Origin of the sequence: Nocardiopsis sp. NPDC006139 (assembly GCF_040614155.1) — a bacterium.
In the GTDB taxonomy this organism is placed as follows: Bacteria; Actinomycetota; Actinomycetes; order Streptosporangiales; family Streptosporangiaceae; genus Nocardiopsis; species Nocardiopsis changdeensis.
In genome coordinates, this window is sequence record NZ_JBEXTT010000032.1 from 23,601 (window position 1) to 44,923 (window position 21,323).

Consider the following 21,323-nt stretch of genomic DNA (forward strand, 5'->3'; position numbering starts at 1 on the left):
CCATGTCCTACTCCTGCCGGAGGGCGTCGTCCGCGGCGCGTTCCACGGCCTCCAGGGCGGGCCCGGGATCGGCCTGGCCCAGGAAGGCGGGGTGGAGCTCGTCCTGGATCGCCAGGGAGAGCGAGTTGTACCCCGGGACCGGGGGCCGGGCGTGCGCCGCGGCCAGGATGTCGCCGAGCATCCGGAAGTTCGGGTCCTCCGAGTCCTCGTAGACCGACTCCATGGTGGGCGGCAGGCTGTTCTCGGCCAGCAGGGCCTGGGCCCCGGGGTCGGTGGCCGCCCACAGGACGAACTCGCGGGCCACCTCCTTCTCGTCGCTGAGAGTGCTCACGGCGTTGTTGAGCCCGCCCAGGGCGCTGGTGGTGCCCTCGCCGTCGAAGGTCGGCAGCGGGGCCACGGCGAAGTCGTCCGCGACCGCGCTCTCCTCTCCGGCCTCGCCCGACAGCAGCGGCACGGCGTAGGGCCAGTTGCGCATGTACACCGCCTCACCGGCCTGGAACAGGGCCCGGGCGTCGTCCTCCACCATGGAGTCGTAGCCCTCGGCGTAGAAGCCGGTGGCGTGGGCCCGGGTCATGAAGTCCAGGGCGGTGGAGGCGGCGTCGCCCTCCAGGAAGGTGCTCCGGGTCTGCCCTTCGTCGAACAGCTCGCCCCCCGCGGCCCAGAACAGCTCCAGGTAGCTGACGACGAACCCCTCGTAGCGGTCCCCCTGGCCGACGAAGCCGGAGATCCCCGCCTCCTCGGCGGCCTCCGTCCCGGTCTCGTACAGCTCCTCCCAGGTCCGGGGCGGCTCGTCGATGAGGTCGGTGCGGTAGTAGAGGAAGGCCCCGTTGGAGGAGTACGGGAGGGCGAAGAGCTCCTGTCGCCACTGGGCGGTGTCGACGGCGCCGGGCAGGCTCACCCCCTCGACCTCCGGGCGCAGGTCCTCCAGGCTCTCGATGTAGCCGAAGTCGGCGAACTCGCCCGTCCAGATCACGTCGAGCCCCAGGACGTCGAACTGCCCCGCCCGGCTCTGGAGGTCCTGGAACATGGCCTGGCGCTGCTCGTCGGCGGTGGGCGCCAGGAAGAAGACCTCCACCTGGCGGTCGGGGTGGGTCTCGTTCCACAGGGCGGCGACCTGCTCGTGGGCGGCCCGGTCGGCGCCGGTGACGGCCCAGACGATCCGGGGGTCGTCCGCCAGGCCGGCCCCTCCGCCCTCCTGCCCCGGCGGCGCGCCGCACCCGGACGACAGGACCATCAGCAGGGCGGCGGCTCCGGCCGCGAGCGGACGCGCGGCCCGCGTCCGGCGCCCCCGCGGTCCGCGGCCCGGCAGGAAGAACATGGGCCTCTCCTTCCACTCCCGGTGACGGTACGCGTTCGGTCGAGCGTGTTCTGGAGTCATCTCCCCGGAAACGGCACGGAAACATCCTCGCGCGCGGTGTGGAAAAGCGAGGGCAAGTCTTCGCACGGGGTTCGGACGGAAAAGGCGGCCCGCGGGACGGCGGTGGCGGCGGGCCGCGGACCCGGTCCCCGACCGGGCCCGCGGTGTGTCAGGCGCCGTGGGCCGCGGGGACGTCCAGGACCCAGGTCAGGCCGAAGCGGTCCCGGAGCATGCCGTAGGCCCGCGCCCACGCGGACTCCCCCAGGGGCTGCACGACGGCGGCGCCCTCGCTCAGCTTCTCCCAGTACCCGGCGACCTCCTCGACCGAGTCGCCGCGCACCGACACGAAGTAGGGCCGCTCCCCCGGGCTCCACGGGGTGTGCCCGGGCACGTCGTAGGCCATCAGGCGGAAGCCCGCGGGGGACTCCACCTGCCCCCACATGACCTGGTCGGCCTCGGCCTCGTCGGTGACACCGCCGGCGTCCCGGTAGGTGGTCACGGCGAGGTCGCCGCCGAACACGTCCCGGTAGAACTCCAGCGCCGCGCGGGCGTCGCCCCGGAAGTTGGCATGGGTCGTCGTGGTGATGGACATGGTCGCTCCCTTGTTCCGGGCCGCCGTCCGGCGGCCCCGCGGACAAGGTCGCAGGGGAAGCGGACAGGGGGTGGCCTCTTCCCCCGGCAGGATCAGGGCGTGCAGAAGACCTCCGTGCGGCTGCTGAAGCTGCTCTCGCTCCTCCAGGTCCGCCGGGACTGGCCGGGCCCCCTGCTGGCCGAGCGGCTGGGCGTCAGCCCGCGCACCGTGCGCCGCGACGTCGACAGGCTGCGCGAGCTCGGCTACCCCGTGGCGGCCGCCAAGGGCCCCGACGGCGGCTACCGCCTGGACGCGGGCGCCGAGCGGCCCCCGCCGCTGTTCGACGACGGGCAGGCGACCGTCCTGGCCCTGGCGCTGCGGCTGGCTGCGGCCGGCCCCGAGGGCTCCGACCTGGCGGAGGACGCGGTGCGCGCCCTGCACACCGTCCGCGGTCTCGTGCCCGCGCGGCTGCGCCGCCGGATCGACACCCTGGACGCCTCGGCGGCCGAGGACCCCGGCCCCCGACCGCCGGTCGGCGGCGGCGTCCTGGCCGCGCTGGGCTCGGCCGTGCACGCCCGCGAGGTGCTGCGCTTCGACTACGCCGCGCCGGGCCGGGACGGCGGCCCCCTCGGGCCCCCGCCGCGCCGGGTGGAGCCCCACCACCTGGTGGCCCGGGGCGGGCGCTGGTACCTGTTGGCCTGGGACCTGGACCGCGGCGACTGGCGCACCTTCCGGGCGGACCGCATCACACCACGCCCGCCCACCGGTCCCCGGTTCTCCCCGCGCGAGCCGCCGGGCGGGGACGCCGCGGCCTTCGTCGCCGCCCGGTTCCGGGGCGCGGACGGGACGGGCGTCCCGCCCTGCCGCGGCGAGGTGCTCCTCGACCTGCCCGCGGCCGCGGCGGCCCCCTACATCGGCGACGGCACCGTCGAGGAGGCGGGCCCGGACCGGTGCCGGCTCGTCCTGTACTCGTGGTCGTGGACGGGCCTGGCCGCGGCGGTCGGCCGGTTCGACGCCGGGTTCGAGGTCGTCGGTCCGGACGAACTGGCGGACGCCTGCGCCCGCCTGGCCGACCGCTGCACGGCGGCCACCCGCCGGAGAGCGGGCGGCGCCCTCTGAACCACGCAGCGCCCCCGCGCCGCCGGACCGTCCAGGGGCGGATCCCCGGTCGCCGGTGGCCCCGTGTCGGTGCCCGCGGCGATGATGGCACCACGGACCGGACCCGGAGGAGACCATGGCGATCGAGAGCCTGCACAGGATGTCGGACTCGCCCCACGTGGCGTGCGTCTGGCGGGGGCGGGCGTCGGGGTTCGAGGCCATGACCTCGGTCGCGACGTCCACCTGGGAGCTCGTGTTCTGGGAGGAGGGGGGCCGCGGGCACGCGGCCGTCCGCGGGCCCGAGACCGCCGCGTCCAGCGTGGAGCTGGCGGGCGACTCGGAGTCGCTGGGCATCACCTTCGCGCACGGGACCGTGCTGCCGCACCTGCCGCGGCTGGTCGACTCGGCCGTGGAGAGCCCGCACGTCACAGAGCGCACGTTCGTGCTGGGCGGCCGGGAGTGGGAGGTCCCGGGCTTCGACGACGCCGAGGCCCTGGTGGCACGGCTGGCGCGGGCGGGGGTGATCTCCCGCGACCCCCTCGTGGACGAGGTGGTCTGGGGCGGGATCGCGCGGGTGGGGACCCGGTCGGTGCAGCGGCGCGTCGCGGCCGCCACCGGGCTCACCCAGGGGGCGATCCGGCAGATCGAACGCGCCCGGGAGGCGGCGCTGCTCCTCGGCGAGGGCACCGCGCCGCTGGACGTGGTGCACCGGCTGGGCTACTACGACCAGCCGCACCTGGCCCGCTCGCTCCAGCGGTTCATCGGGCGGACGGCCACCCAGTTGCAGGAGGGGCGGGGGACGATGTCGCTTCTGTACAAGACCGGGCCCCCGGCCGGTTCCTAGTCTGGGGTCACAGCGGTGGGAGGCCACCGCGGACGACAGAAGGGCTGGACATGTCCGAGGGAACGGTCACCTCCGCCGACGGCACCGTCATCGCGTACAGCGCGTGGGGCGAGGGCGATCCGATCGTCATCATCGACGGGGCGACCGCGCACCGCGCGACGACCCCGGAGAACGCGGCGGTCGCGGAGCTGCTCGCTGACGGCTTCAGGGTGGTCAACCACGACCGGCGCGGCCGGGGCGCCAGCGGCGACACCGCGCCGTACACGGTGGAGCGCGAGTTCGAGGACCTGGCGGCGGTGATCGACAGGGAGGGCGGCGGGCGGCCCGTGACGGTGTTCGGCTGGTCCTCGGGCGGGCACCTGGCGCTCAACGCGGCGCAGGCGGGCGTGCCCGTCGCGCGGCTGGTGCTGTTCGAGCCGCCGGTCGTCGTCGACGACTCCCGACCGCCGCTGCCGGACGACTACGTCGAGCGGCTCGACGCGGCCGTGGCCGCCGGACGGCCGGGGGACGCGGTGGAGCTGTTCATGACGGCGGCCGTGGGGATGCCGCCGGAGTTCCTCGGCGACGTGCGCGGGAGCGAGATGTGGCCCGGGTTGGAGGCGATCGCGCACACGATCGCCTACGACGGCCGCAACCTCGGCGACACCATGTCCGGCCGGCCGCTGCGCGCCGACCTGTGGGACGGGGTCGACGTCCCGGTGCTGGTCCTGCACGGCGACCGGACCTGGCCCTTCCTCGCCGCGGGCGCGCGGGCGGTCGCCGGGCACCTGCCGACCGCCACCCTCCAGGTGGTGCCGGGCGAGAACCACAGCGCCGCGCCGGAGGTGCTCGCGCCCGTGCTGCGGGCGTTCGCCGGGAAGGAGGGCTGACATGGGACGGCTCGTGGTGACCGAGTTCGTCTCGCTGGACGGTGTCGCCGAGGCGCCGGGCGGCGAGGACTTCAGGTACCCGAACTGGAGCTTCGAGGTGGACCGCGGGGAGGGGGAGAAGTTCAAGGAGGACGAGGCGTTCGGGGCGCGGGCGCTGCTGCTGGGGCGCCGGACCTACGAGGGGTTCGCGTCCGCCTGGCCCGAGTACGAGGGGGCGCTCGCGGACAAGTACAACGGGATGCCCAAGTACGTCGTCTCGAACACGCTCACCGAGCCGCGGTGGAACAACACGACGGTGCTCTCGGGGGACCTCGTATCGGAGGTGACGGCGCTGAAGGAGGAGGTGGACGGCGAGATCTCCGTCCCGGGCAGCCTCTCCCTGGTGCGGGGCCTGGTCGGGCACGACCTCGTGGACGAGATCCGGCTCATGACCTTCCCCCTCCTCCTGGGGCACGGCCGCAGGCTGTTCGGCGAGACCGCCGACAAGTCGGCCTGGAGGCTCGCCGAGGCGACGGTCTACGGGGACGGCGTGCTGGTGACGGTCCACCGCCGCGCCCGCTGACCCGCTCGGGCGCGGCGGCCGGTCCTCACCCGCGCGCCGACCGGGTGAGGACCTCGGCCCCGTCCTCGGTGATGGCGACCGTGTGCTCGCTGTGCGCCGTCCGGCAGCCCGTCGCGCTCCGCAGCGTCCACCCGTCGGCGTCGGTGACGAGCCGGTCGGTGTCCTGCATGACCCACGGCTCCAGCGCCAGCATCAGGCCGGGGCGCAGCTTGTACCCGGTGCCGCGCCGCCCGGTGTTGGGGACGTGCGGGTCCTGGTGCATGGTCGAGCCGATGCCGTGGCCGCCGAACTCGGTGTTGATCGGGTATCCGGCCTCCCGGAGGACCGAGCCGATGGCGTGGGAGATGTCGCCGATGCGGGCCCCGGGCCCGGCGACGGCGATCCCCGCCTCCAGCGCGCGCTCGGTCGCGTCGATCAGCGCGACGCTCTCCGGGGGCCGCGACTCGCCCACGATGAAGCTGATGGCGGCGTCGGCGGCGACGCCGTCCACGGAGACGGCCAGGTCCAGGGACAGCAGGTCGCCGTCGGCGAGGGCGTAGTCGTGGGGCCGCCCGTGGAGCACGGCGTCGTTGACGCCCGTGCAGATGTAGTGGCCGAACGGCCCGCGCCCGAAGGAGGGCGCGTAGTCGACGTAGCAGGACTGCGCCCCGGCCTCGAGGATCATCTCCCGGGCCCACCGGTCGATGTCCAGGAGGTTCGTGCCGACCTCGCAGCGGCTCCGCAGCGTCCGCAGGATGTCCCCGACCAGGGCGCCGGTGACTCCGGCCCGGGCCAGCTCGGTGGGGTTGAGGATCTCGATCATGGGGCGCCCTTCCCGCGTCTCAAATAACTATACCGGCCATACTATACCGCTCCACGGGTTCGAGGGTCCTCGCGCCGCCGTTCTCAGGCCGATCCGCTCCGGCGTTCGTCCCGCCGCCTCACCAGCTCCTCGACCGCGCTGGGCAGGGTCGTCTCGAAGTCGATGAGCTTGGCCCAGGTGGGGGTGATGACGATCCGCACCATGCCGTCGTAGAGCGAGCGGACCTCGGCCTCCCACTCGACGCGCTGCTCGGGCGTCATCTCGTAGGTGCCGTTCATCCGGAGGTACTCCTCCGGGATGCCGTCGACCTCGTCCAGTTCGGCGCGCCCGCGGAGGAGCAGGATCCTGGGCGGGTGGACCTCGGTGTCGATGGTCAGGGCGACCATGGGGTTCACCCGCAGGGAGCGCAGCTTCGGGGCGTTCTTCGTGGTGCACAGGACGATCTCGGAGCCGTTCCAGGTGAACGCGATCGGGATGCTGCGCGGCGTGCCGTCCGTGGCGACGTAGGCCAGGCGCGTGATGTCGCGGGCCAGCAGCTCCCGGCTGACGGGTCGGTCCAGGATCTCGGCGATCTCGTTCGGTCGCATGACGGTCACCCCTTCGTCGGTGTCCCCACTCCTACCCGGGGACGGAACCCCCGCCCCTTCCCGACACCCGAACCGCACACCACCGAGATCCCCCGACGCCCCACCACAGCGGGCCACCTCGAAGAAACCCCCGCGGGCACAGCCCGCACACGATGCAAGACCGCCCACCGCCAAGGTCCCCCGACTCACGCGGCCCCGCCACAACGGACCGTCTCGGAGAAGACCCCGCGGGCGCAGCCCGCACACGATGTAAGACCAGGCACCGCCGAGATCCACGATGCACGCGACCCCCGCCACAGGGGGTCACCTCGGGGGGTTCGGGGGGTCTCCCCCCGGCAGGCACGACGAAGACGACCCTGCGAGCGCGTCCAACGCGCGAGCAGGGTCGTCTCGGAGTCGAGTGGAGCTATGGGGATTCGAACCCCAGACCTCCTCCATGCCATGGAGGCGCGCTACCAACTGCGCCATAGCCCCTTGTGGGAGTCGGACCTCGCACTGTCGTGCGCTGCCGACTCCCACACCATAGCGGAATCCGGTGCGAACGTCGAAACGGATTACGCGTCGTCGCTGAGCACGACGGGCTCGGGCAGGCTCGCCGCGTTGTGCTCCATGAGCCTCCAGTGCCCCCGGCGCTGCTGGAGCACCGACCAGCAGCAGTTGCTGAGCGGTCCGAGGATCTCGCGCTGCTCGTCGGGGATCCCCAGCATCCGGGAGATGCCCACGCGCAGCGCCGCCCCGTGGCTGACCACGACCAGCAGCCCCCCTTCGGGGGTGCGTGCCAGCGCCTTGCCCACCGCCGTGTGCATGCGGTCCCCGACCTCGGCGATCGGCTCGCCGTCGGGGATGTCCATGCGCGGGTGCCGGTCGGGCCAGCGCTCGGCCAGCTCCTTGCCGGTGAACCCCTCCCAGGATCCGCCGAACCGTTCGCGCAGGCCCTTGTCGAACTCGACGGGCAGTCCCGTCGCGCGGGCGAGGTAGCCCGCGGTGTCGGCGGCCCGTTTGAGGTCGGAGGCCACGATCAGGTCGGGTTCCAGGGTCGCGAGCAGCCGCCCCGCCCGGTCGGCCTGGGCGTGCCCCACCTTGTCGAGTTCGATGTCGGTCTGGCCCTGGAAGCGGTTCTCCATGTTCCACGCGGTACGGCCGTGCCGCCAGAACAGCACGCGACGGGTGTCGGTCACCTTGGTGCGTCTCTCCACTCGGGGGTGTTCCGGGGGCCTGCTACTGCTCGTCGAGCGGGGTGCGCTCGGCGCCGCGGGCGTTCTCGGGCAGTTCGATGGTCGGGCAGTCCTTCCACAGCCGCTCCAGGCCGTAGTACCCGCGCTCCTCCTCGTGCTGGATGTGCACGACGATGTCGGCGTAGTCCAGCAGCACCCAGCGGCCGTCGCGCTCGCCCTCGCGGCGGACGGGCTTGGCGCCCGCCTTGAGGCGCAGCTGGTCCTCGATCTCGTCGACGATCGCGCGGACCTGGCGGTCGTTGGGCGCCGAGCAGAGCACGAAGGCCTCGGTGATGACGAGCTGCTCGCTGACGTCGTAGGCGATGATCTCCTGGGCGAGCTTGTCGGAGGCGGCCTCGGCGGCGACCTTGACCATTTCCAGCGCCCTGTCGGTGGCTGTCACGTTGTGCTTGCTGCCTTTCAGCTTTCTCGGTAAAGCCCGGTCTTGTTGATGTAGCGGACGATGCCGTCCGGGACCAGGTACCAGATGGGCTCGCCCTTGCGGACGCGCTCGCGGCACTCGGTCGAGGAGATGGCCAGTGCGGGGACCTCCACCAGGGAGACCTTGCCCTCGGGCAGTCCCGAGTCGCTGAGCCGGTGACCGGGCCGGTTACAGCCTACGAAATGCGCGAGCTCGAAAAGTTCGTCCGCGTTGTGCCAGCCCAGGATGGCACCCAGGGCGTCGGCCCCGGTGATGAAGAACAGCTCCACTTCGGGGCCGTAGGCGGCCCGCAGTTCGCGCAGTGTGTCGATCGTGTAGGTGGGCCCCTCGCGGTCGATCTCGATGCGGTCGACCCGGAACTGCGGGTTCTCCGCCGTGGCGATGACCGTCATCAGGTAGCGGTCCTCGGGCGGGGTGACCTTCTCCGGGTCCTTCTGCCAGGGTCTGCCCGTGGGGACGAACACCACCTCGTCCAGTTCGAAGAGGTGGGCGACCTCACTGGCCGCGACGAGGTGGCCGTGGTGGATGGGGTCGAAGGTGCCGCCCATGATGCCGACGCGGGGGGGCCGTCCCCGCTGTCCGTTGTCCTCGTGCACCACTCGACTGCTCCGTTCCTCGGTCCGGCGTGCCGGAATCGGCCAACCGAGATTAGCCGACGCCGCCGGAGGACACCGCCCCCGTCCCCCGGTGCACAGGCACAACGACGGTGCGCCCCGCTTCCTTCCCGCGGGCCGGGGCGGGCCCCGTCCCTGAGGCGCCCCCGGGATCCCCCTGACCTTCCCCCGATACCGCCGACGTCCCGTCCCCCTCTCCGGCCGCCCCCTTCACCGCCGCCACCTCGGGTTCCGCACCGGCTCCCTCCGGGGTCCGCACCCCCGCCCGGGAAACGCGTCATATCTCGTTGCCCCGAAACCGTGGCCAAGCGCGACCCCGGCGCATAGCATGCCGGTATGTCCAACTCACCAGATCGCGTCCGTGTCCGGCTCTCCGACATCTCGCCCCGCGCCTACGAGCATCCCGCCGACCGCGGCGCCCTGGTCGCGTTGCGCTCCCTACGCGGGTTCGACGAGGTCTTCAAACGCCTCTCCGGCCTGTTCAACGAGCGCGCCCTGCGCCTGATGTTCCTGTCCAGTGCGGTCCGCGTCGGCCCCACGCAGTTCCCGCACGTGTACGACTACGTGCGCGACGCCGCCTACGTCCTGGACATGGACGAGGTGCCCGAGCTCTACATCCAGATGAACCCCAAGCCCAACGCCATGGCGATCGGCAGCCACAAGCCGTTCATCGTCATGACCACGGGCCTGTTCGACCTCCTGGAGGCCGACGAGCAGCGGTTCGTCATCGGCCACGAGGTCGGCCACATCCTCAGCGGCCACGCCGTGTACCGCACCATGCTGCTGGCCCTGATCCGGCTGGCCACCCGGGTGGCGTGGGTGCCGCTGGGCTACATCGGCCTCCAGGCCATCGTGGCCGCGCTGGAGGAGTGGTACCGCAAGTCCGAGCTGTCCTGCGACCGCGCGGGCATCCTCGCCGCCCAGGACCCCGAGGCGGGCAAGCGCGCGCTGATGAAGCTGGCGGGCGGCTCGCGCCTGGCCGAGATGAACCCGGACTCGTTCCTGGAGCAGGCCCGCGAGTACGAGAGCGGCGGCGACGCCCGGGACGGCCTGCTCAAGCTGCTCAGCCTGGTCGGGCAGACCCACCCGTTCGCGGTGGTGCGCATGGCCGAGCTCGACCGCTGGGTGAAGGAGGGCTCCTACCAGCGCATCCTCAACGGCGACTACCCGCGCCGCTCCACCGACAAGGACGCCCGGGTCGGCGAGGAGGCGCGCAACGCCGCCAAGTCGTACAAGGAGTCGTGGGAGCGCACCGGCGACCCGCTGCTGGGCACCCTGCGCGACGTCGCGGGCAGCGCGGCCAGCGCGGGCGGGAAGATCTTCGACACGGTGGCCGACCGCTGGCGCAACGGGTCGGCCGGCCAGAACCGGAACTCCGACAACTAGGCCCCGCGGGGCGGATGGACGGGGGCGGCCCGGCGGGCCGCCCCTTCGCCCTTTCCGGGCCCGGCAGAGCGCCCTGCCCGGTCAGACCCCCAGGTGGGAGCGGACCTCGCCCCAGGCGGCGTGCCCAGGGTCGATGACGGCGAAGTGGTCGGCCCCCGCCGGCTCCCGGTACTCCACCCGGTCGCCCGCCGCCCGGGCCGCCGCCGTGTAGTCGCGGCTGTGCTCGACCGGGACCCGCTGGTCCGCGTCGCCGTGCACCACCAGCTGCGGCCGTCCGATCGGGACCCGGTGCAGCGGCGAGGACTCCGTGTACGCCCCCGCGCCGGGGCGCGGCCCCAGGAACGGTCCGACCGCCCCCTCGCCGAGCCCCGCCCGGGCGCAGCGCTCCAGGTCGGTGATGGGCGCCAGGGCGACCACCCCGGTGACCGGGGTGCCGGGGTCCAGGGCGTTGAGCAGGGCGAGGTGGCCGCCCGCGGAGTGGCCGACGGCCGTCACCCGGGCGCCGTCGTACCGCTCGGGCGCCGCGCGCAGGGCGCGGCCGATCCACCGCAGGGCCGCGTTCACGTCGTCGAGGGTCTGCGGCCAGCCGCCGCCGTCCTCCCCCGTGCGCCGGTACTCGACGTTCCACACCGCCCACCCCGCCGCGGTGAGGTCGCGGGCGAGCGGGTCCATCAGGGAGGCGTCGTGCAGGTCGCGCCACCAGCCGCCGTGCAGCAGCACGGCCACCGGGGCGGGGCCCGTCCCCCCGTCCGCGGGGTCCCATCGGTGGGCGATCCCGCTGGGGTGGTCGCCGTAGCGTTCGGTGGTGGGCATGGGGTCTCCTCGCGACGCCGTCGTCGCCCGCACCGTAGCAGGCCGCGGACGGGGATCGGCGCCGCCGGCACTGTGCCGGCGGCGCCGATGCGCGTGGAGGGGTACCGCTGTCCTCGGCCCTAGAAGGCCGGGCCGGCGGCCATGGCCTCGTCGACGGTCTCGGCGCGGGCGGCCTCGACCTCCTCGACCAGGCCCTCCTGGTGCGCCTCGAACTCCTCCGTCACGGCGGTGCTGAAGGAGCGCAGCGCCACCTCCTGGGTGAGGATGTCACCGCGCACGCGGTTGTTGTCGCCGACCTGGGCGGTCGGGGTGTTGCCCGACGCGGCCAGGTCGCCGCCGATGATGTTGTTGTCGATGTAGGCGCCACCGGAGATGCCGGTGACGGTCAGCGTGCCGTCGATGTAGTTGACCGACGAGCAGAAGCCCTCCTGCTCGCCCGCCCCGACGGCCACCGGGCCGGCGCCGTCGGTGTAGGACGCCGCGCCGAGGACCTCGCTGTCGCAGAGGATGCCGCCGCCGGTGGAGCCGCTGACGGTCAGGGCGCCGCGCACGACGGAGTCGTAGATGTCGACGTACTCGACGCCGGTGCCCTTGACGGCACCGCCGACCCGGGAGCCCTCGACGTAGACGGCGCCGGTCTCGGCGTTGATGCTCTTGACGGAGGAGTCGACGACGAACGCGAAGCCGTCGTTGGCCGCGCCCTCGACCGGCACGGTGCGCAGCGCCTCACCGGCGGTGCTGTCCTCCAGGTAGCTGCCGTACGAGCCGCGGTTGACGACGCGGCCGTCGACGGTGGTCTCGGAGGCGTCGAAGTAGCCGTCCTGCTGGACGATCACCTGGCCCTGGATCTCACCGCCCAGGATGTGCAGGTTCGCGCCCTTGCGGACGGTGACGTCGCCCTGGATGACGGTGCCGTCCAGGAAGCAGCTCTTGCCGGCGGGGACCGCGAGGTCCGTGGGCAGCGTGACGGCGCCGCCGTGGCCCGAGCAGAGCGTGACCAGGTCCGCCTGAGCGGGAGCGGCCATGAGCGTGACACCGCCGACGGCCAGGGCTGCCGTGGCCGCGGCCGCGACCGAGCTCCGGATCTTCATGCGGGGGGATTCCTTTCGTCGTGACCGTGGGGGTGACGCTCCCGGGGTGCTTCGAGCGGGGTAAGAGCGTCGTGAGACACCCCAGTGAAATTACCGACCTCTCGTCGCTTTGGGAATACTCGCTGAGAGAAGATTCGCTTCTGTCCAGGTTTCCTCTGGGAAAACGTTCCAGGTGACAACGGAGGCCGGGCACGATCGGCGACCGGCCCCGGCGGACCGGTCCGGACACGCCGCGGGCCGCCCCCGGACGCCGTCCGGAGGCGGCCCGCACGGGCGGCGGCGGCTCACTTCACATGGCCGTCACCGGTCACGACGTACTTGGTCGAGGTCATCTCGGTCAGGCCCATCGGACCGCGGGCGTGCAGTTTCTGCGTGGAGATTCCGATTTCCGCGCCGAAACCGAATTCACCGCCGTCGGTGAACCGGGTGGAGGCGTTGACCATGACCGCGGCCGCGTCCACCCGGGACACGAAGTACCGGGAGGTCTTCAGGGAGTCGGTGACGATGGCCTCGGTGTGCTTGGTGGAGTAGCGGCGGATGTGCGCCAGCGCCTCGTCCACGGTGGGCACGACCCGGACCGCCAGGTCCAGGGACAGGTACTCCGTGGCCCAGTCCTCCTCGGTGGCCTCCACGACCTCGGCGGGCGACCCGTGGGCCGCGGCGACCTCGCGCACCCGGGCGTCGCCGTGCACGGTCACCCCGGCCTCCGCGAGCCCGGCCAGCACCCGCGGCAGGAACTCCTCGGCGACGGCCTCGTGCACCAGCAGGGTCTCGGCGGAGTTGCACACCGAGCAGCGCTGGGCCTTGGCGTTGACGGTGATGGCCACCGCCTTGTCGAGGTCGGCCTCGGCGTCCACGTACACGTGGCACAGGCCCTCCCCGGTCTCGATGACCGGGACGGTGGAGTCGCGGACCACGGCCTGGATGAGGGAGCCGCCGCCGCGCGGGATGAGGACGTCGACCAGGCCGCGGGCGCGCATCAGCGCCAGGGAGGACTCCCGGGTGCGGCCGGGCACCAGCTGCACGGCGTCGACGGGGACCCCGGTGCCGGCCAGGGCGTCGCGGATGACGCCGACGATGGCGGTGTTGGAGTCGTAGGCCGAGGAGGAGCCGCGCAGCAGGGCGGCGTTGCCGCTCTTGAGGCACAGGGCGGCGGCGTCCACGGTGACGTTGGGGCGGCCCTCGTAGATGATGCCGACCACGCCCAGCGGAACACGGATCTGGCGCAGGTCCAGGCCGTTGGGGAGCACCCCGCCGCGCACGGACTCGCCCACCGGGTCGGGCAGCTCGACGATCTCCCGGACGGCGTCGGCGATCGCCTCGATGCGCTGCGGGGTCAGCGTGAGGCGGTCGATCATGGCCTCGGAGGTGCCGTCCTCGCGGGCCCGCGCCACATCCTGGGCGTTGGCGGCCGTGATCTCGTCGGCCCGCTTGACCAGGGCGTCGGCGATCGCCTCCAGGGCCGCGTCCTTGACCGCCCGGCTGAGCGGGGCGAGGTCGGCCGCCGCGTCCCCCGCACGTTCGGCTACCGCGCGGACCTCGCGCTCGATGTCACTCATGGCGTTACTCTCTCGGGATCGGGGAGGGCCCCGCACGCCCGGGTCCTGCCGCGTCGAAGGACCGGGCCGGGGTGAGGCTCCAGCCTATCCGCCCGGCCCCCGCACCGCTCGGAGAATTCCACGGGGTGGGACGGCGCCCGGTCCGGCCCCGGGGCCGGACCGGGCGCGCGGGTTCAGGTCCAGCCGTAGCGGCTGCGCAGGACGTCGGCGACCAGCCAGAAGACCTTCTCCTCCAGGATGGCGGCCTCGCGGCGGATGTCGTCCTCGTCGAACTCGAACAGGCGGTCCACCCGCAGGAAGGAGTCGCGGCCCTCGCGGTCCCAGGGGCCCGAGCCGATGGGCAGCCAGTCCTGGCGCTCCCACTGCTCGGGGCGCTGGGAGGACAGCATCAGCCCGTGCAGGCGGCGGCCCCGGCGGCCCACCACCAGCAGCGGCCGGTCCTTGCCCCGCGAGGGGTCCTCCTCGAAGGGGACCCAGGTCCACACGATCTCGCCCGCGTCGGCCAGACCGTCCCGTTCGGGGGCGTAGACGAGCCTGGTGGCGCTCTCCGAGGTGGGGATCTCCCGTACCTCGCCGCGGTGGGGGTGGTCGTCGCTGCGGTGCATCGTCCGTTCGCTCATCCCCGCATGATAGGGCCCGGGTCGGGCGCGGGCGCCCGTGCGCGGGACCGGCCCGGGGCCGCCGAACGGCGTTCACTAGGATCGTGGGCACGGCGCCCCGCCGCGAGCCGGGGCGCCCGCTGACGGACCCGGCCCGGCGCACCGGGTTCCCGTCGTTCGACAGCGGACCGATGGAACACGGAGCCGGATATGACCACCTCCCCCACCCCCCGCACCGTGCTGGTGACCGGCGGCGCCTCCGGACTGGGCGCGGCCCTGGTCGCGGAGTTCCGCGCGCGGGGCGACCGCGTCCTGGCGACCGACCTGGCGGAAGGGGCCCCCGCGGGCCTGCCCGCCGGAGCCGACTACCTGCGCCTGGACGTCACCTCCGACGACGACTGGGCCGGCGCCCTGGCCTGGGTCGAAGAGCACTGGGGCGGCCTGGACGTCCTGGTCAACAACGCCGGGGTCGCCGCGGGGGGCCGCATCGACGTCCTGGGCATGGACGACTGGCGCTGGATCACCGAGATCAACCTGTTCGGCGTGGTGCGGGGCTGCCGCACCTTCACCCCGCTGTTCAAGCGCCGGGGGTCGGGCCACATCGTCAACACCGCCTCGGCCGCCGGGCTCGTCCACCCGCCCGCGATGAGCTCCTACAACGCCACCAAGGCGGCCGTGGTCGCGCTCAGCGAGACCCTGCTCCACGAGCTCCACCCGTTCGGGGTGCGGGTGTCGGTGGTGTGCCCCTCGTTCTTCCGCACCAACCTGGCGTCGTCGCTGCGCGGCAGCGACCCGGAGGTGGAGCGCAGCGCGGTCGCGCTCATCAACGGGTCGCACCTGGGCGCCGAGGACATCGCCGCCCGCGTGGTGCGGGCCGTGGACCGGGGCACCCACCTCATCCTCCCCGACGCGCAGGCCAGGGGCGCGTTCTTGGCCAAGCGGCTGGCCCGCCCCCTGTACGACCGGGCCATGCGGGCGGTGGCCGGGCAGATGCTCAAGCGCGTCGGCGGCGCCACCCCGAAGGAGCGGGCGTGAGCAGGGGGACCGTCGTCATCACCGGGGCCAGCTCGGGGCTGGGGGCCGAGATGGCCCGCCAGTTCGCCGCGCTCGGCTACGACCTGGGCCTGTGCGCCCGGCGCACGGACCGGCTGGAGGGGCTGCGCGGGGAGATCGCCGCCGCCCACCCCGGCCGGCGCGTGGTGCTCAGGGCCCTGGACGTCACCGACGACGGGGCCGTCTTCCGGGTCTTCGGCGAGTTCGCCGCCGAGCTGGGCTCCGTGGACCGGGTGGTCGTCAACGCCGGGCTGGGCAAGGGCGCGGCACTGGGCACCGGCCGGTTCGACGCCAACCGGCAGACCGCCATGACGAACTTCGTGGGCGCGCTGGCCCAGGTGGAGGCGGCCCTGGAGATCTTCCGGGAGCAGGGCCGCGGCCACCTGGTGGTGATCTCGTCCATGTCGGCGCTGCGCGGCATGCGCCGGTCCATGACCGTCTACGCCGCCACCAAGGCGGGCGTGTCCGCCCTCGCCGAGGGGGTGCGGGCCGAGGGCGTCCCGGGCGTGGACGTGTCGGTCGTCCACCCCGGCTACATCCGCTCCGAGATGAACGAGCGGGTCGAGCAGAGGACCCGGTTCATGGTCGACACCCGGACCGGGGTGCGCGCCATGGTCGCGGCCATCGAGAAGCGCAGGGCCAAGGCGTACGTCCCCGCCTGGCCGTGGGCGCCGATCGGGTTCCTGATGAAGCGGCTGCCGCTGTCGGTGGTGCGGCGCCTGACCTGACCCCGCGCCCGCGGCGCCCGGTCCGGCGCCGGGCTCCGCGGGCGCTCACAGGTCCCGGACGGTCCGCAGGATCTCGGCCCGCGCCGGGCCGCCCTCGGGGACGGGGACCAGCGGGTAGACGTGGAAGGCGTCCTCCTCCTCGCTGAGCCGGACCGTACCCCCGACCTCGGCCACCAGGTCCCGCAGCCGGCGGGTGTCCGGCAGCAGCACGTCGCGCGTGCCGATGTAGAGGTCCATGGGCGGCAGGGTCGCCAGCTCCCCGTACACCGGGCTCAGCCGGGGCAGGGACAGGTCGTCGCCGCCCGACCAGGACTTCGCCGCCTCCAGCATCCCCACCGGGCTCAGCCAGGGGTCGCGCTCGTCCACCTCGGCGATCTCGGGGTTGGACATCGTCAGGTCGGCCCACGGGGAGATCAGGATCAGCCGCGCCGGTTCGGGCAGCCCCGCGCCGGTCAGGGTCTGGGCCAGGGCCAGCGCGAGCCCCCCGCCCGCGGAGTCGCCCGCGAACGCGGTCCGCTCCGGTGCCACGTCCGCCGACAGCTCCCGGTAGACCTCCGTCAGGAACGGGAAGGCCTCCCGGTAGGTGTGCTCGGGGGCCAGGCCGTAGAGCGGCACCTCCACCCGGCAGCCCGTGTCGGCCATCCGGGAGACGAGCACCCAGTGCCACGCGGAGATCTCGGTGACGTAGGTCCCGCCGTGCACGTACAGCACGGCCTTCACCGGGTTCTCGGTGTCCTTGGGCAGGACGGTGTAGACGGGGAAGCCGGCGACCGTCCGCAGGCCGATCCAGTGCCGCTGGGAGACCCAGTGCGGCGGCGCGGGGTCGTCCTTGGGCTCGTACAGCCACTCCCGGGCGCCCTCCACCGAGCCCATCGGGCGCTTGCGCGCCACACGCAGCGCCAGTGACAGCAGCCGCGCCATCAGACTCTGCATGGGGAACTCCTTCTCCGAACGTGCACGAACCCGACTTTTCCATACCCCCGTCACCGGGCGGGGGAGGCGCGGGCCCGGAATCCGGGTCAGTCGAGCTCCCCCATGTGGATCACGCAGGCCCACCGGTCGGTGAGCAGGAGGTGGTCGACCCAGGCGAAGTCGTACGCGCAGCAGTCGCCCACCCGGCCGGTCGCGGTGAAGGAGCGGCGCACCTCCCCCAGTTCGGCCTCCACCTCGTCCGCGACGTCGGACAGGATCCCGGCCACCTCGGACATGATCGCGGCGTGGCCGGGGATGGGGGACTCCCGCGAGTCCCGCGCCCGGCCGGTCGCGTTGCGCACCAGGCTCCTGCGCCACCACCCCCGGTCCGGGGTCAGCGTGCGAATCTCCACCCGGGCCTTGGGCCACATCGCCCGGTACACCCGGAGCAGGGTCGCCTCGGGGTCCGCCCCCTCGTGGTAGGGGACCACCCCGGTGCAGGACAGCTCCAGCGAGGTCAGCAGGCCGGTGCGGGTCCACACCGGCTGGAGCCGTTCGTGGGCGTGGTCGGCGACGGCCCCCGCCAGACGGCGCCAGCGGTCCCGGGCCTCCCGTGCGCGTTCGCTCATGCCGGTGTGACGGCGCCACCGCCCCCGCGGTTCCGCGGGCGGCGGTGTCACGGGGCGGGCGTCACGCGGCCGCCGTCACAGGACGACGAGGTCGTCGCGGTGGACCAGTTCGCGCTCGTAGGAGGGGCCCAGCTCCCGGGCCAGCCACCGGGTGGAGCGGCCCATCAGGTCGGGCACCTCGGCGGAGTCGTAGTTGACCAGGCCGCGGGCCACCACGGCGCCCTGCTCGTCGCGCAGGTCCACCGGGTCCCCGGCGCTGAACTCCCCGAGCACGTCCACCACCCCGGCGGGCAGCAGCGACGCCTTGTCCCGGACCACCGCGGCCACCGCGCCCGGGTCCAGGACCAGGCTGCCGCGCCCGGCGGTGGCGTGGGCCAGCCACAGCTGGCGGGCCGAGGGGCGCCGCCCCGAGGCGGCGGCGAAGAGCGTGCCGACCCCCTCCCCCGCCAGCGCCGCGCGGGCGTTGGCCGCGGAGGTCAGCAGTGTGTTCACACCCGCCTCGGTGGCGATGCGCGCCGAGGCCACCTTGGTGACCATGCCCCCGGTGCCCACCCCGCGCTTGCCCGAGGAGCCGATGTCGATGCCCTCCAGGTCGTCCGGCCCGGAGACCAGGCCCACCACCCGGGAGCCCGGATCGGCCGGGTTCCCGTCGTAGAGGGCGTCCACGTCCGACAGCAGGACCAGGGCGTCGGCCTTCATCAGGTGTGCGACCAGGGCGGCCAGCCGGTCGTTGTCGCCGAACCGCAGCTCGTGGGTGGCCACGGTGTCGTTCTCGTTGACGATGGGCAGGGCGCCGATGTCCAGCAGGCGGCGCAGCGTGCGCTGGGCGTTGCGGTGCTGCACCCGCCGCATCAGGTCCTCGACGGTGAGCAGGATCTGGGCGGTGTTGATGCCGTGGCCCGCCAGCTCCGCAGTGTAGGCGGCCAGCAGCAGCCCCTGTCCGACACTGGCGGCGGCCTGCTGGGAGGCCAGGTCGCGGGGGCGCGTGCGCATGCCCAGCGGGGTCATGCCGGCGGCCACCGCGCCGGAGGAGACCAGGATGACCTCCTGGCCCAGGGCGCGGCGGGACGCCAGCACCTCGACCAGGTCCCGGATGCGGCCGGAGTCGATCCGGCCGTCGGGGGTCGTCAGAGACGACGACCCCACCTTGACGACGACCCGGCGGGCGGCGGCCACGGCCGCGCGCCCGCGGGCCTCTTCCCGGGAGCCGGTCTGTTCCAGTTGTTCTGCGCTGTGCACCGTATGGGGGCTTTCCATCCGAGGGCGCGGTCCGGGCGGCGGAGCCGCGCCCGTCTCGCCTGTGCGGCCGGGCCGATGCTTCCCCGCGCGGTTCAGCCCAGCCGGGCGTCGGTCCCGCGCGGGCCGGACGGGACGGCCTCGGCGTCCAGGGACGGGTCCCAGTCGAAGACCACGGAGTCCTCGTCGGTGCCGATGTGGACCTCGGCGCCCTCGGTGGCCCCGGCCTTGGCCAGCTCCTCCTCGATGCCCAGGCGGTTGAGGCGCTCGGCGAGGTAGCCGACGGCCTCGTCGTTGGAGAAGTCGGTCTGCCGCACCCAGCGGGCGGGCTTCTCGCCGCGGACCTGGAAGGCGTTGTCCCCCAGCGGGACGACCTCGAAGGGCACGTCGCCGACCATCTTGGGCCGGATGACGATGCGGGTGGGCTCGGCGGCGGGAGCGGCCTCACGGGCCGCGGAGACCTGCTCGGCCAGGGCGAAGGACAGCTCGCGCAGGCCCTCGCGGGAGGCCGCGGAGACCTCCAGCACCCGGTAGCCGCGCTCGGTGAGCATGGGCGCGACGAGCTCGGCGAGTTCGCGGGCCTCGGGCACGTCGACCTTGTTCAGGACGACGATGCGCGGGCGGTCGGACAGGTCGACGCCGGTGGCCTCGCCGTAGGCGGTCAGCTCCGCCTCCAGGGCCTCCAGGTCGCTGACCGGGTCGCGGCCCGGCTCGTAGGTGGCGCAGTCCAGGACGTGCAGGAGGGTGGAGCAGCGCTCGATGTGGCGCAGGAACTCCAGGCCCAGTCCCTTGCCGTCGCTGGCGCCGGGGATGAGGCCGGGCACGTCGGCGATGACGTACTGGGTGGTGCCCGCCTCGACCACGCCGAGGTTGGGGATCAGGGTGGTGAACGGGTAGTCGGCGATCTTGGGCCGGGCGGCCGACATGGCGGCGATGAGCGAGGACTTCCCGGCGCTGGGGAAGCCCACCAGGCCGACGTCGGCGATGGTCTTCATCTCCAGGCGCACGTCGAACGCCTCGCCCTCCTCGCCCTTGAGGGCGAAGCCGGGGGCCTTGCGCTTCTTGGAGGCCAGCGCGGCGTTGCCCAGGCCGCCGCTGCCGCCCTGGGCCAGCACCAGGCGGGTGCCGTGGCCGACCAGGTCGGCGACGACCTCGCCGTCCATGCGGGTGACCACGGTGCCGTCGGGGACGTACAGGACCAGGTCGTCGCCGTTGGCGCCGCTGCGGTGGCCGCCCATGCCGGGGGTGCCGTTCTGGGCGTTGCGGTGCGGGCGGCGCTGGTAGTCCAGCAGGGTGGCGGTCTGGGAGTCGACCTCCAGGACGACGTCGCCGCCCCGGCCGCCGTTGCCGCCGTCCGGTCCGCCCAGCGGCTTGAACTTCTCGCGGTGGACGGAGGCGCAGCCGTGCCCGCCGTTCCCGGCCTTGACGTGCAAGACCGCCTCGTCGACGAAGTCGGGCATGGTTCTCCTCGGTTCACTGCTCCGGCCGCGGGGCGGCCCGATGGGAAATGTGTGCGTCACCTGGTGACAACACCAGAGGCGGGCCAGTGTTCCCTGGCCCGCCCCTGTGCACAACGAACGTTCGCGCGCGACCTACTCGGCGGCGGCGGGAACGATGTTCACGGCCTTGCGGCCGCGGAAGTTGGCGAACTTGACCTCGCCGGCGACCAGCGCGAACAGCGTGTCGTCACCGCCGCGGCCCACGTTGGCGCCGGGGTGGAACTTGGTGCCGCGCTGGCGGATGAGGATCTCGCCGGCCTGGACGGCCTGGCCGCCGAAGCGCTTGACACCGAGGCGCTTGGCGTTCGAGTCGCGGCCGTTACGGCTGGACGATGCGCCCTTCTTGTGTGCCATCTCTCAGATCCTCCTACTTCGCCGAGATGCCGGTGACGCGGACCTGGGTGTGCTTCTGGCGGTGACCCTGGCGCTTCTTGTAACCGGTCTTGTTCTTGTACTTCAGGATGTTGATCTTGGGGCCCTTGGTCTCGCCGAGAACCTCGGCGGTGACCGTGTAGCCGCTCAGCTTGTCCGTGTCGCTGACGACGTTGCCGTCCTCCACGACGAGGATGGGCTGCCACGTGATGGTGGCGCCGGCCTCGGCGGAGACCTTGTCGATGTTCAGGACGTCATCGACGGACACCTTCTCCTGACGGCCGCCCGCCCGCACGATCGCGTACACCGCGTAACTCTCTTCCTGCTCGCTCAACGAATAATGCTCGGGACCAATCCCCGAGACATGTGTTCGGGGTCCGGGTCCGGCCGGGTGCCCTGACGGGCGGGCCGGGAGGACCGCCCCGTGTGGGAACCCGGGGAGTCCTCGTTCCACGATCCACTGTTGCCTGTAGCGGGGCGCGGGGA

The 21,323-nt window shown here is 73.4% G+C and carries 24 protein-coding genes and 1 tRNA gene; 7 read left to right on the top strand and 18 right to left on the bottom strand.

Going from position 1 to position 21,323, the window contains the following annotated elements:
• Positions 1-7: 7 nt before the first annotated feature.
• Both ABZ249_RS29630 and ABZ249_RS29635 read right to left on the bottom strand, forming a co-directional pair.
• Positions 8-1,318 carry an ABC transporter substrate-binding protein gene (locus ABZ249_RS29630; protein ID WP_355269353.1) on the bottom strand — a complete coding sequence of 437 codons (1,311 nt, stop codon included), beginning with the start codon at positions 1,316-1,318 and terminating at the stop codon, positions 8-10.
• 208 nt (positions 1,319-1,526) lie between these two features.
• Positions 1,527-1,949 (bottom strand): VOC family protein, encoded by a 423-nt coding sequence (locus ABZ249_RS29635; RefSeq protein ID WP_355269355.1) that lies wholly within the window; start codon positions 1,947-1,949, stop codon positions 1,527-1,529.
• Between the two features lie 99 nt (positions 1,950-2,048).
• Between ABZ249_RS29635 and ABZ249_RS29640 the strand changes: the two genes are divergently transcribed.
• From ABZ249_RS29640 to ABZ249_RS29655, 4 genes are all read left to right on the top strand, one after another.
• Positions 2,049-3,047 carry a WYL domain-containing protein gene (locus tag ABZ249_RS29640; protein WP_355269357.1) on the top strand — a complete coding sequence of 333 codons (999 nt, stop codon included), beginning with the start codon at positions 2,049-2,051 and terminating at the stop codon, positions 3,045-3,047.
• Positions 3,048-3,162: 115 nt separating this feature from the next.
• A complete protein-coding gene (locus ABZ249_RS29645) occupies positions 3,163-3,870 on the top strand; it encodes a helix-turn-helix domain-containing protein (RefSeq protein WP_355269359.1) in 708 nt (235 codons plus the stop codon).
• A gap of 50 nt (positions 3,871-3,920) precedes the next feature.
• Positions 3,921-4,739, top strand: coding sequence for an alpha/beta hydrolase (locus ABZ249_RS29650; RefSeq protein ID WP_355269361.1), 819 nt, complete (start codon positions 3,921-3,923; stop codon positions 4,737-4,739).
• 1 nt (position 4,740) lies between these two features.
• On the top strand, positions 4,741-5,301 hold the full coding sequence (locus ABZ249_RS29655; RefSeq protein WP_355269363.1) for a dihydrofolate reductase family protein: 561 nt from the start codon (positions 4,741-4,743) through the stop codon (positions 5,299-5,301).
• A gap of 25 nt (positions 5,302-5,326) precedes the next feature.
• Here ABZ249_RS29655 and map read toward each other — a convergent pair whose 3' ends face one another.
• From map to nadD, 6 genes are all read right to left on the bottom strand, one after another.
• Positions 5,327-6,103 carry a type I methionyl aminopeptidase gene (gene map, locus ABZ249_RS29660; protein WP_355269365.1) on the bottom strand — a complete coding sequence of 259 codons (777 nt, stop codon included), beginning with the start codon at positions 6,101-6,103 and terminating at the stop codon, positions 5,327-5,329.
• 83 nt (positions 6,104-6,186) lie between these two features.
• The gene (locus ABZ249_RS29665; protein ID WP_355269367.1) at positions 6,187-6,690 is read right to left on the bottom strand and encodes a pyridoxamine 5'-phosphate oxidase family protein; all 504 of its coding nucleotides are present in this window, start codon (positions 6,688-6,690) and stop codon (positions 6,187-6,189) included.
• A gap of 401 nt (positions 6,691-7,091) precedes the next feature.
• Positions 7,092-7,164 (bottom strand) — tRNA-Ala (locus ABZ249_RS29670).
• Between the two features lie 80 nt (positions 7,165-7,244).
• Entirely contained in the window at positions 7,245-7,868 is a 624-nt protein-coding gene (locus ABZ249_RS29675; protein WP_355269369.1) for a histidine phosphatase family protein, read from the bottom strand.
• Between the two features lie 40 nt (positions 7,869-7,908).
• Complete coding sequence (gene rsfS / locus ABZ249_RS29680) at positions 7,909-8,307, bottom strand: ribosome silencing factor (protein WP_355269371.1); 399 nt, start codon at positions 8,305-8,307, stop codon at positions 7,909-7,911.
• A gap of 17 nt (positions 8,308-8,324) precedes the next feature.
• A complete protein-coding gene (nadD, locus tag ABZ249_RS29685; protein WP_355269373.1) occupies positions 8,325-8,942 on the bottom strand; it encodes a nicotinate-nucleotide adenylyltransferase in 618 nt (205 codons plus the stop codon).
• A 354-nt stretch (positions 8,943-9,296) separates the two neighbouring features.
• On the opposite strand from nadD, the gene ABZ249_RS29690 reads away from it, so the two are divergent.
• On the top strand, positions 9,297-10,346 hold the full coding sequence (locus ABZ249_RS29690; RefSeq protein ID WP_355269375.1) for a M48 family metallopeptidase: 1,050 nt from the start codon (positions 9,297-9,299) through the stop codon (positions 10,344-10,346).
• A gap of 81 nt (positions 10,347-10,427) precedes the next feature.
• Here ABZ249_RS29690 and ABZ249_RS29695 read toward each other — a convergent pair whose 3' ends face one another.
• The 4 genes from ABZ249_RS29695 to ABZ249_RS29710 all read right to left on the bottom strand — a co-directional run bounded on the left by ABZ249_RS29695 (position 10,428) and on the right by ABZ249_RS29710 (position 14,429).
• Positions 10,428-11,159 carry an alpha/beta hydrolase gene (locus tag ABZ249_RS29695; protein WP_355269377.1) on the bottom strand — a complete coding sequence of 244 codons (732 nt, stop codon included), beginning with the start codon at positions 11,157-11,159 and terminating at the stop codon, positions 10,428-10,430.
• Between the two features lie 119 nt (positions 11,160-11,278).
• Entirely contained in the window at positions 11,279-12,250 is a 972-nt protein-coding gene (locus ABZ249_RS29700; protein ID WP_355269379.1) for a hypothetical protein, read from the bottom strand.
• Positions 12,251-12,534: 284 nt separating this feature from the next.
• Complete coding sequence (locus ABZ249_RS29705; RefSeq protein WP_355269381.1) at positions 12,535-13,809, bottom strand: glutamate-5-semialdehyde dehydrogenase; 1,275 nt, start codon at positions 13,807-13,809, stop codon at positions 12,535-12,537.
• A 173-nt stretch (positions 13,810-13,982) separates the two neighbouring features.
• Positions 13,983-14,429, bottom strand: coding sequence for a type II toxin-antitoxin system PemK/MazF family toxin (locus ABZ249_RS29710; RefSeq protein WP_220559642.1), 447 nt, complete (start codon positions 14,427-14,429; stop codon positions 13,983-13,985).
• 189 nt (positions 14,430-14,618) lie between these two features.
• Between ABZ249_RS29710 and ABZ249_RS29715 the strand changes: the two genes are divergently transcribed.
• Together ABZ249_RS29715 and ABZ249_RS29720 are read left to right on the top strand one after the other, a co-directional pair.
• The gene (locus ABZ249_RS29715) at positions 14,619-15,443 is read left to right on the top strand and encodes an SDR family NAD(P)-dependent oxidoreductase (protein WP_355269384.1); all 825 of its coding nucleotides are present in this window, start codon (positions 14,619-14,621) and stop codon (positions 15,441-15,443) included.
• Positions 15,440-16,189 (top strand): SDR family oxidoreductase, encoded by a 750-nt coding sequence (locus ABZ249_RS29720; RefSeq protein ID WP_355269386.1) that lies wholly within the window; start codon positions 15,440-15,442, stop codon positions 16,187-16,189. Before ABZ249_RS29715 ends, ABZ249_RS29720 begins: the two co-directional genes overlap by 4 nt.
• Before the next feature lie 45 nt (positions 16,190-16,234).
• On the opposite strand, the gene ABZ249_RS29725 is transcribed toward ABZ249_RS29720, so the two are convergent.
• The 6 genes from ABZ249_RS29725 to rplU all read right to left on the bottom strand — a co-directional run bounded on the left by ABZ249_RS29725 (position 16,235) and on the right by rplU (position 21,144).
• Positions 16,235-17,122: an alpha/beta hydrolase gene (locus ABZ249_RS29725; RefSeq protein ID WP_355269388.1), complete on the bottom strand. Its 888-nt coding sequence runs from the start codon at positions 17,120-17,122 to the stop codon at positions 16,235-16,237.
• Positions 17,123-17,208: 86 nt separating this feature from the next.
• Entirely contained in the window at positions 17,209-17,730 is a 522-nt protein-coding gene (locus ABZ249_RS29730; protein WP_355269390.1) for a hypothetical protein, read from the bottom strand.
• A 75-nt stretch (positions 17,731-17,805) separates the two neighbouring features.
• Positions 17,806-18,969 carry a glutamate 5-kinase gene (gene proB, locus ABZ249_RS29735; protein ID WP_355269392.1) on the bottom strand — a complete coding sequence of 388 codons (1,164 nt, stop codon included), beginning with the start codon at positions 18,967-18,969 and terminating at the stop codon, positions 17,806-17,808.
• Positions 18,970-19,061: 92 nt separating this feature from the next.
• Positions 19,062-20,426 carry a GTPase ObgE gene (obgE, locus tag ABZ249_RS29740; RefSeq protein ID WP_355269394.1) on the bottom strand — a complete coding sequence of 455 codons (1,365 nt, stop codon included), beginning with the start codon at positions 20,424-20,426 and terminating at the stop codon, positions 19,062-19,064.
• 132 nt (positions 20,427-20,558) lie between these two features.
• Entirely contained in the window at positions 20,559-20,819 is a 261-nt protein-coding gene (rpmA, locus tag ABZ249_RS29745; RefSeq protein WP_073380480.1) for a 50S ribosomal protein L27, read from the bottom strand.
• 13 nt (positions 20,820-20,832) lie between these two features.
• Positions 20,833-21,144, bottom strand: coding sequence for a 50S ribosomal protein L21 (gene rplU / locus ABZ249_RS29750; protein ID WP_220565608.1), 312 nt, complete (start codon positions 21,142-21,144; stop codon positions 20,833-20,835).
• Positions 21,145-21,323 lie beyond the last annotated feature (179 nt).